Raw genomic sequence first — 7,481 nt, forward strand, 5'->3', positions numbered from 1 at the left:
AAACTCCCGCACAGCCATCCCCCAGCTCTGATCGCGGCATTTCTCCCCTACCATACCGGCGCGTAGGATAGGGCCAGTATCATTGCGCCGCCGAGGCCTCGCCCGGTGGCGCTCACTCAAGCCTCCAGGGAGCACGCATGACCGACAAGGACACCCCGGCCTCGTCCAACAGTGATGAAACGACGCGGGCGCAGACGACCACAGAAGCCCTCGAATGGCACGCACCCGTCATGGTGCGCATCGACGAACACACGACGATCCCCCACCTGCTCAAAGAACGCGTGCAGCGCGGCGCGACCCGCCCGCTCATCCTGCGCAAGGTCGGCATCGGCGACACGTGGCGCTCGATCAGCGCCCGTGACTTCTACGACGAGGTGCAGTCCGTGGCCGCCGGCCTCATGGCGCGGGGGCTCGAACCGGGCGACCGGGTCGCGATCATGAGCCGCACCCGCTACGAGTGGACGCTCCTCGACTTCGCATGCTGGGCGGCAGCCCTGGTGCCAGTCCCCATTTATGAGACCAGCTCCATCGACCAGGTCGCCCACGTCCTGGTCGACGCGGACGTCAACCTGATCGTCACCGAGACCGTGTCCATGGCGGAGATCGTGCGCGCAGCCGCCGAACGTGAGAACCGGGACAACACGCACGTCCTCTCCCTGGATTCAGAGGCCATCGAGACCCTCATCGCTGAGGGCGCAACCGTCCCGCGTGACCGCGTCGCTGCCCGCGCCGATAAGCTCACGACGGACGACATCGCAACCATCGTCTACACGTCGGGCACGACGGGCACGCCCAAGGGCACGGTCCTGTCCCACGAGAACTTCACGAACCTGTGCGTCAACGCCCACGTGTGGATGCCGGAGATCGCGGCGGGTAAGAACTCGCGCCTGCTCCTGTTCCTGCCCTTGGCCCACGTGTTCGCGCGTTTCCTGCAGGTCTTCCAGATCAGCGGCAACGGCGTGCTCGGCCACGCGCCCAACATCAAGAACCTCCTGCCCGACCTGGCATCCTTCCGCCCGAGCTACCTCCTGGTGGTGCCGCGCGTCCTGGAGAAGATCTACAACTCGGCGGATACGAAGGCGCGCGGCCCGAAGCAGAAGATCTTCCGGTGGGCCGCGAAGGTCGCGATTGCTTACTCCCAGGCCCTCGATACGGAAGAGGGCCCCTCGGTGTCCCTTGAGGCCCAGCATATGCTGGCCGACAGGCTCGTCTACCAGCGGATCATCCGCCTGGTGGGCGGCAACGCGGACTACATCGTGTCGGGCGGCGCGCCCCTGGCCACCTGGCTCGCCCACTTCTACCGCGGCGTCGGCATCCCCGTCCTGGAAGGCTACGGCCTGACCGAGACGGTCGGCCCGGTCTCCGTCAACACTCCCCGCCTGTCCAAGATCGGCACCGTGGGCCCAGCCCTGCCGCCCATGTCCTTCAAGATCAGCGACGAGGGCGAGATCCTTCTGAAGGGTCCCAGCGTCTTCCAGCGCTACCACAACGACCCCGAGGCCACGGCCGCGTGCTTCACCGAAGACGGCTGGTTCCGCACGGGCGACCTGGGGAGCCTGGACCGCGACGGCTACGTGTCCATCACAGGCCGCGCGAAGGAGATCATCGTGACGGCGGGCGGCAAGAACGTCGCCCCGGCCACCCTCGAAAACACGATGCACTCCCACCCGCTCATCTCCCAGGTCCTGGTCGTGGGCGATCAGAGGCCGTTCGTCGCCGCGCTCATCACACTGGACGCGGAGATGCTGCCCGATTGGCTCGCCGCCCACTCGCTGCCCCCGATGAGCGTGGCCGAGGCGGCCTCGAACGTCGAGGTCCTGGCCTCCCTGGAAAAAGCGGTGGCCTCCGCGAACGAGCACGTCTCGCGCGCCGAGTCGATCCGCAAGATCAAGGTCCTCACGACCGACTTCACGGAGGCCAATGGTCTGCTCACGCCCTCCCTGGAGGGCAAGCGCCGGGAAGCCACGCGCCGCCTCGCATCCGTCATCGACGAGATCTACGGCGGCCCCGTGCAGAACTGACGCACGCGCGATCTGCGTGCACATGAACGAGGCCGTGGCCGGCTCGCGCTCCCCGCTTTCGATTGGGGATTGCTGAGCCAGCCACGGCCTCGTACGTGCCTGCGGCTACTGCGACGCGAGGGCCGCCGTCGGAGGCGTGCGCGCCGCGCGAATCGCGGGGTAAAGCCCGGCGATAGCACCGATGAGGACGGTCGCGCCCAGGCCAGCAGCGATCACCCACCAGTGGAGGGTGGGCGGCCACCCGTAGGCGATGCACATTCCCCACGTCACTCCCCCGCCGATGAGGCATCCGGCGACTCCTCCGAGGAAGGACAGGATGAGGGCTTCGGCCAGGAACTGGACGCTGATGTGGCTGCGCTTGGCCCCCAGCGAGCGGCGCAGGCCGATCTCCTTGCGGCGTTCCAACACCGAGATGATCATCGTGTTGGCCACGCCGATGCCGCCCACCAGCAGGGCAATGGATCCGACGCCCGCAAGCAGGGTCGTGAATGTCTGATCGGCGGCGTTCTGGGCAGCCAGCGCGTCCGAGGGGCGCGACACCTTCAGGCCCGTGGACCCCTGGGGTGCCAAGGTCGGCCCGAGCAGGGTCCGCACGTTCTCGACCTGGTCCTCAGAGGAGCGCTCGTAGATCGTCGTCGGAGTCTTGCCTGCGTCGAAGTAGGTCGAAGCGGCGGACACCCCGATCAGCGCGGAGTTGTCGAGTTCTTCGGCCAGTGGCGCGGGTTCCAAGATTCCCAGGACCGTGAAGGATCGCCCTCCCAGCCACACTTGCGTGCCCGGCTGGACGACGCCGAGGAGCTGCGCGGCCTTCGACCCCAGCACAACGCCCGGGTACTTCGCGGTCGCCTCGTTGAGCCAGGCACCACGCTTCATCTTCCCGGAGACGACGTCAAGGAGGTTCGTGTCGGCCGCCATCGTAATAATGCCGCCGGTCGCGTTCGGGTCGGACAGGCGCGAGCGGTACACGGACACGCCGGAGAGCGTGGAAGTGGAGGCCGCCGACGTGACGCCGGGAATCATGCGGGTGCGCCCCACGGAGTCCTCGGGCAGGATCAGCTCCGTGCCGCTCAGGTCCGCGCCGCTGCGCGCCGTCAGCATGTTCGTGCCGAGCGCGCGCAGCTGTTCTTGCAGGCGGGCCTGCGAGGAGGCCGAGACTCCGACGACGCCGACCATCGCGGCGATACCGATGGCGATACCGAGCGCCGACAACACGGCGCGCATGGGCCGGGCGCGCAGTCCGGTCAAGCCCAGGCGGGCAACGTCGGAGGCGCGCAAGCTCGACCGATAGGCGCGCGCGTGCTTCCTACTCGTCATGGCTACCTCCCCCGACTCCCGGGCGTCCCGAATCGGACACGATTTCGCCATCACGAATGGCGATCTGGCGCGGCAGCGACGCCGCCAGGTCATTGTCGTGCGTAATCACGATGATGGTGGTGCCGGCCTCGTTGAGCTCGCGCAGGAGCGCGACGATGGAAGCACCCGAGCGCGAATCCAGGTTGCCGGTCGGCTCGTCCGCAAGTAGCAGGGCCGGATGACCGATGATGGCGCGCGCAATGGCAACCCGTTGGCGCTCACCGCCCGACATCTGGTGGGGCTTGTGGTCGATGCGATGCCCGAGGCCCACTCGGGTCAGGGCCTCACGCGCGGCCTCGCGGCGCTTGGCACGGGGCACGCCCCGGTAGAGCAGGCCGTCGGCCACGTTGTCCAACGCGGATACGCCGGCCGTGAGGTGGAACTGCTGGAACACGAAGCCGATCAACGAGGAGCGCACTCCCGACAGCTCCGTGTCACGCAGGGAGGATACGTCCGTCCCGCCAATGCACACGCTCCCGGAGGTGGGCCGGTCCAGCGTTCCGATGAGGTTGAGCAGGGTTGATTTACCGGAGCCCGAGGGGCCGACAATGGCGACGAATTCGCCCTCATCGACGCTCAGGGAGACTCCATTGCAAGCGTGCACGGGCGGGCTGCCGAAGGACCGGTGCACGTCGGTCAGTTGCAGGATGTGGCTCATCGGTTGGGCACCACCACGCGCTGGCCCTCGGCGATTCCGTCGCCGCTCACTTCGACGCGGTCGCCCGCGAACAGGCCGACGGTGACGGGAACCCGAGTAATGGAGCCGGCCTCGTCGACGACCTCGACGCCAAACTGATCGGCGCTGAGGGCCACGAGGGCACCCAGGGGCACGGAAAGGACGCCGCTACGCGACTCGGAGGTGAAGCCGAGAGACACGGACGCTTCCTGCAGGCCTTCGAGAGCCGACGGATCATCCGGGGTGATGGTGACCGGGACGATGCGTTCCTTCGACGCTTCCTTGTTGCTAGACGACACGTCGCCGGGCTTGTCGGTCGGCGGCTCAACCGCGCTGATCGTGCCGGTCGTCGACTTGGCCGAGCCTGGCAGTCGGATCGTCACGGAATTCCCGACAACGCCCAGGGCCTGGTCGGAGAGCTTCAGGTTCGCGGAGACGATCTGGCGCGAGGACGAGGCCGTGAACAGCTCCGTCTCCGTCGTTGCGGTGTCGCCCACGCGGGCCTTTAGCGCACCGACGCGCAGGTCCTCAGGGGCGAAGAGCACGGAGCCGAGAGGCAGGGTCCCGTCCTGGGGCAGGCTCAGGGCCTTCTGCCACTTCTTGATCGCGACAATGGTGTTCCAGTCGAAATGCCCGTTAGGAGTCTGCTCAAAGTAGCCCAGAGCGGACAGAGCGGTCTCCAGCTGGACGACGTCCTGGCCATCGCTCATGCCCTCCTCGAAGGAACGCCAGGAGGGAATCGCGCCGTGGAGCAGGTAGGCGTTCGTACCGGCCACCGTGTAGACGTGGTCGCCTTGTCCCAGCGTCGTGCCGGGCGTGGGCAGCGCGGTGATGACGCCGTTAAAGGCACTTTTTTGCACGTAGGAGTCCGCGTAGCGCAGATTACCCTGCACGGTCGTCTCCCCCATCAGGTCGCCGCGCTCAACCGTCGCAGTCGCCCCATCGAAAGACTGCGGCGCGTCGGAAGCCGCACTCGACCCCTGGCAGGCGGACATCGTCAGCGCGCCGACCGCGAGGAGTGCCGCGGCCGCTACGGCGCGCGCGGATCGTGGTCGGTTCACTTGGCGCCCCCGGCCTGCGCGAAGCACTTGTTCAGGGCGTCCTCGGGGATATCCGGCAGGTTCAGTCCCTCGCCGGGCTGGGGGTCTTTCACGTCGTAGCCGAGGCCGCGCAGGCATTCGGCTCCCTTCACCATAGCCTCGCGAACGGCCGGGTCGTTGGCGATGTTGCCTTCGCCCGTCAGGTTCGACACCTTCATCATGCACTCGTTGAGGGCATTGTTGAAGGCGTCGGAGGTGTCGTTGAGCTGGTCGGGAGTCAATCCCGTGTCGGGCACGTCGAAGCCCTTCTCACGCATGCACTGGGCGAAGACCAGGTTGGGGTCGTTGCTGGCGGCGTTGGAACCCGCGCTCGGCGACTTGGTACTGGACGAGGAGGACGAATCGGTCGTTCCACACGCACTCAGCGCCGCCGCCAGGGTGAGAGCGATAACTGCAAGGGCGCGCGTCTGCGGGCGAGTCTTCATTGAAACTCCTTGAAGAATTTTAGGGTGTGGGTCTCACTTCCAAGGATGATTACAGTCCACTTATCTGGAAGCTACCTGAAAACTATCAGGGAGCGGCCGTAGAATCTCATCAGACAATCCTGAGAGTAACGAAACGAGGCCATTTCCGCCTGGTCACAGCCCTGCGCCCACTCAGCGCGGACCCCGCCCAGGCCTCGTCGCCCCTTGACGCATAGCGAGGCGGGGAACGCCTGTGCGTTCCCCGCCCCACTCCTCACCCGACGATCTATCCGTCAGGAGTCTTTGACTCAGTCCTCCACGGCCTCAGCGTGAACCATATTCGCTTTCAGGGTGGCGACGATGTCGCCGTGCCTCTTCTCACTCAGGGTGACCTTGCGCGCGAAGACGAAGAACGCCAGGACGATGACGCCGAGGGGCGCGTAGAACGCCGCAGCCTTGAAGGTCTCGATGTTGGCGGTCGTCAGCAGGTCGGGGTTGACATCGTTAGTCATGGCGGCCGCGATGGCGACGAATCCGACGATGGAGTTCGAGAGAGCACCGGCGATCTTGTCCAGCATGGGTCGCACCGAGAGGGTGACGGCTTCGTTGCGCTTGCCGGTCTTGAGCTGTCCGTACTCAACCGAGTCCGTGATAGTGAGGATCGCAGTCATCTGGATGCACGTGGCAGGCAGGTAGAAGAGCACCAGCGCGATGAAGACGACCGTGAGGTTCGTGGAGAAGAGGATGAACAGGACGTAGGCGATGGCCATGAGCGCCATACCGCCGAGGTAGAGGTAGCGGCGCGGCACGCGGCGGTTGATCGCCGGGTACAGGGGCGTCACAACCAGGCCGATGACGAAGGCGATGATGCCGACGACGGAGTAGCTGTCGGGCAGGCGCAGCACGAACTTGAAGAGGTAGATCATGAAGCCCGTGGTCGCAACATTCGCGATCGAGTAGAGGACGTAGGACAGGGAGACCCACAGGAGCTGGTCGTTGCGTCCGATGGCCTGGAAGGCCTGCAGGGGGTTGGACTTGTCGCCCGGATCGCGCAGGACACTTTCTTCCTCACGGGTGCCGAAGGCGACGGCCAGGCAGGTGACGATGCCGAGGATCGCGATGACCGCGCCGAAGCCGGTCCAACCCTCCTGGCTCTCAGAGCCAGCTCCGGCGAGGCCGCCGAAGAAGGCGACCACGGGGACAACAATCGCGGTGACGCCGTTGTAGCCGATCGAACCGGTGAAGGTGCCCAAGGCGGTGTAGACGCTTCGCTCCTCCGAGGAGGAGGACAGGGCGGGAATCATGCCCCAGTAGGAGATGTCGCGCAGCGAGTAAAGGACGTCGAGCACCACGAAAACGATGATGAAGACGACGATGAAAACACCCTTGTTGACGTTGACCAGGCCAAAGAGGCCGGTGAAGATCGCGAAGAGCAGGATCGATGAGCCGACACCGCCGATCACCTGCCAGGGCTTGAAGCGGCCCCAGCGTGAGGTTGTGTTGTCGACCAGGTTCCCCAGGAGTGGGTCGATAAAAATCTCGGCGATGCGGATGATGAAGACGAGGGCCGTGATGATAGCGATCATCGCCTTAGCCTCGGAGTCCTCGTAGTCGCGGAACAGGGTCTGCGCCGCGTAGTACGTGACAAAGAATGTCGACAGCGCGTTGTAGTACGCCGCCTGTCCCAGATTACCGATCGCGTAGCAGATGCGCGATACCCAGCTCTTGTGTGCACCTCGTTCGTGCGACATGGTTCCTCTCCTTCGAAGCAACTCTTGCATGGATACGTTTAAGTTAATGCATTTACCCGAGCAATGCAAAGGTAGTATTGATTATCAGCACCATCATAGTTATGATATTGTGCGCTTGAGTAAAAAGGTTTAGTCTGTTGGAAGAGCAAGTTAGTTCCATCGCCTCTCTCTTATAC

The 7,481-nt window shown here is 65.2% G+C and carries 6 protein-coding genes; 1 reads left to right on the top strand and 5 read right to left on the bottom strand.

Annotated features, from left to right (window positions below):
* The first annotated feature begins 137 nt into the window (after positions 1-137).
* Positions 138-2,021 (top strand): AMP-dependent synthetase/ligase, encoded by a 1,884-nt coding sequence (locus tag QZ149_RS06735; RefSeq protein WP_291450566.1) that lies wholly within the window; start codon positions 138-140, stop codon positions 2,019-2,021.
* A 105-nt stretch (positions 2,022-2,126) separates the two neighbouring features.
* Here QZ149_RS06735 and QZ149_RS06740 read toward each other — a convergent pair whose 3' ends face one another.
* The 5 genes from QZ149_RS06740 to QZ149_RS06760 all read right to left on the bottom strand — a co-directional run bounded on the left by QZ149_RS06740 (position 2,127) and on the right by QZ149_RS06760 (position 7,305).
* Positions 2,127-3,335, bottom strand: a complete 1,209-nt coding sequence (locus tag QZ149_RS06740) for an ABC transporter permease (protein WP_291450567.1) — start codon at positions 3,333-3,335, stop codon at positions 2,127-2,129.
* Positions 3,325-4,032, bottom strand: a complete 708-nt coding sequence (locus QZ149_RS06745; protein ID WP_291450568.1) for an ABC transporter ATP-binding protein — start codon at positions 4,030-4,032, stop codon at positions 3,325-3,327. The genes QZ149_RS06740 and QZ149_RS06745 overlap by 11 nt, the downstream gene beginning before the upstream one ends.
* Positions 4,029-5,111 carry a peptidoglycan-binding protein gene (locus QZ149_RS06750; RefSeq protein ID WP_291450569.1) on the bottom strand — a complete coding sequence of 361 codons (1,083 nt, stop codon included), beginning with the start codon at positions 5,109-5,111 and terminating at the stop codon, positions 4,029-4,031. The genes QZ149_RS06745 and QZ149_RS06750 overlap by 4 nt, the downstream gene beginning before the upstream one ends.
* Positions 5,108-5,575, bottom strand: coding sequence for a hypothetical protein (locus QZ149_RS06755; RefSeq protein ID WP_291450571.1), 468 nt, complete (start codon positions 5,573-5,575; stop codon positions 5,108-5,110). The genes QZ149_RS06750 and QZ149_RS06755 overlap by 4 nt, the downstream gene beginning before the upstream one ends.
* Positions 5,576-5,862: 287 nt before the next feature.
* Positions 5,863-7,305, bottom strand: a complete 1,443-nt coding sequence (locus QZ149_RS06760; protein ID WP_291450572.1) for a glycoside-pentoside-hexuronide (GPH):cation symporter — start codon at positions 7,303-7,305, stop codon at positions 5,863-5,865.
* Positions 7,306-7,481 lie beyond the last annotated feature (176 nt).

This window comes from Actinomyces sp. ICM47 (assembly GCF_905369875.1).
Classification (GTDB): Bacteria; Actinomycetota; Actinomycetes; order Actinomycetales; family Actinomycetaceae; genus Pauljensenia.

What these genes read in the sequence shown, in the direction of transcription:
- QZ149_RS06745 (WP_291450568.1), bottom strand. Translation starts at nt 4,032, where the DNA reads ATGAGCCACATCCTGCAACTGACCGACGTGCACCGGTCCTTCGGCAGC.
- QZ149_RS06735 (WP_291450566.1), top strand. Translation starts at nt 138, where the DNA reads ATGACCGACAAGGACACCCCGGCCTCGTCCAACAGTGATGAAACGACG.
- QZ149_RS06740 (WP_291450567.1), bottom strand. Translation starts at nt 3,335, where the DNA reads ATGACGAGTAGGAAGCACGCGCGCGCCTATCGGTCGAGCTTGCGCGCC.
- QZ149_RS06755 (WP_291450571.1), bottom strand. Translation starts at nt 5,575, where the DNA reads ATGAAGACTCGCCCGCAGACGCGCGCCCTTGCAGTTATCGCTCTCACC.
- QZ149_RS06760 (WP_291450572.1), bottom strand. Translation starts at nt 7,305, where the DNA reads ATGTCGCACGAACGAGGTGCACACAAGAGCTGGGTATCGCGCATCTGC.